Annotated in this window: 1 protein-coding gene; it reads right to left on the bottom strand. The window is 70.4% G+C overall.

Features of this window, described 5'->3' with window-relative positions:
• The coding region (locus tag ACFVJ3_RS49345) for an acetyl-CoA carboxylase biotin carboxylase subunit (protein WP_378459023.1) at window positions 1-1850 on the bottom strand (1850 nt) is incomplete at its 3' end.
• Window positions 1851-1919: the final 69 nt, after the last annotated feature.

The following is a 1919-nucleotide window of genomic DNA, read 5'->3' as shown; positions in this document are numbered from 1 at the left end:
ACAAGCGTCTGGCCGGCGGTGACGTGGGCACCAGCCTCGGCGCCGACGGCGATGACGGATCCGGGCATGGGGCTGGTGATCTCGGCCTCACCGGCGTGGACGTCGCCGGTGCGGACACTGAGTTCGCGGACCTCACGCAGCATCGTGGTGCCGTCGGAACCGGCGAGCCAGATATGCCCGTCGGTCTGGGCGACCCGGTAGGTTTCGCGCCTGCCGTCGATCACCACGGAGAGGGTGGTTCCGTCGAGCACCGCCGTCAGGGACAGGGTGTCGCCGTCCTCGACCTGCGCGGTGGCCTCCGACGGACTGCCCGTGATCCGCACGTGGTCGGTGCGGGTGGCGGAGGACAGCCGGATGCTGGTGGGCGCGGGAACCCCGACCCGCCAGCCACTCGGGACGTCCCACGGATCGGCCTGCGCCCACTCGGGCCAGCGCTGCAACCAGCGGAAAGCAGCAGCGGCGATCAGGGCGGCGTCGGTGGCCTCCGCGGCGACGAAGTCCTCGAGCCGTCGGTCGAGCAGACCGGTGTCGAGGTTGCCCGCCACCACGTCGGGATCGGCGAGCAGGAAGCGCGCGAACTCGATGTTGGTGACCACTCCCAGCACACCGGTGCCGGCCAGCGCCCGGTCCAGTTTCCGCAGCGCGCCGGCGCGGTCGTCGGCGTGGGCGATGACCTTCGCCAGCATCGGGTCGTAATCGCTGCCGACCACCGTGCCGGGCTGCAGCCCGGAGTCGACGCGGACACCGGGGCCTGCGGGTTCGACGACGTCGGCCACGAGTCCACCGGTGGGGAGGAAACCGCGGCTCGGGTCCTCGGCGTAGACGCGGGCTTCGATGGCGTGACCGGTGAGGGTGATGTCGTCCTGGGTGAAGCCGAGAGGCTCACCGGCGGCGACCCGCACCTGCCACTCGACGAGGTCCAGGCCGGTGACGAGTTCGGTGACCGGGTGCTCGACCTGCAGGCGGGTGTTCATCTCCATGAAGAAGAACTCGTCGGGCGTGTCGGCGGAGACGATGAATTCGACCGTTCCCGCTCCGGAATAGTCGACGCTGCGCGCCGTGTTGCAGGCGGCCTCGCCGATCCGGGCGCGCGTCGCCTCGTCCAGCAGCGGCGACGGCGCCTCCTCGATGACCTTCTGGTGGCGACGCTGCAGGCTGCATTCGCGCTCGCCGAGGTGGACGACGTTCCCGTGCCCGTCCGCGAGGATCTGCACCTCGATGTGCCGGGGCCGCAGCACGAATCGCTCGAGGAAGAGCGTGTCGTCGCCGAACGCCGACGCCGCTTCACGCCGCGCGCTGCGCAGCGCCTCGGCGAGTGCGCCGGGCTCCTCCACCAGTCGCATGCCCTTGCCGCCGCCGCCTGCCGACGGCTTGACCAGGACGGGGTATCCGATGTCGCCTGCGGCCGCGATCAGTTCGTCGTCGGACAGGCCCGGACGGGCGATGCCGGGGACGACGGGCACGCCGAACTTCGCCACTGCGTTCTTGGCGGTGATCTTGTCGCCCATCACCTCGATGGCGTGGGCGGACGGGCCGAGGAACGCGATCCCCGCGTCCGCGCAAGCACCGGCGAACTTGGAGTTCTCCGACAGGAACCCGTAACCGGGATGGATGGCCTGCGCGCCGGTGGCGCGGGCCGCCGCAATCACCTTCTCGATGACGAGGTAACTCTCCCGCGCCGCGGCCGGACCGAGCAGCACCGCGGTGTCTGCCTCGCGGACGTGCCGGGCGTCCCGGTCCGCCTCGCTGAACACGGCGACGGAACGTATTCCCATGGCCCGCAGTGTGCGGATCACGCGCACCGCGATCTCGCCGCGGTTGGCCACCAGGACGGTATCTATCCGAGTCATTTCAGTCATTCCACTCACATCCGGAAAACGCCGTAGGAGACCGGCTCGACCGGTGCGTTCGCACACACC

The sequence above is a fragment of the Rhodococcus sp. NPDC127593 genome (assembly GCF_042671975.1).
GTDB lineage: Bacteria > Actinomycetota > Actinomycetes > Mycobacteriales > Mycobacteriaceae > Rhodococcus_F.
The sequence above is the reverse complement of the archived record's forward strand: the minus strand, read 5'-3'. Positions and strand labels throughout refer to the sequence as shown.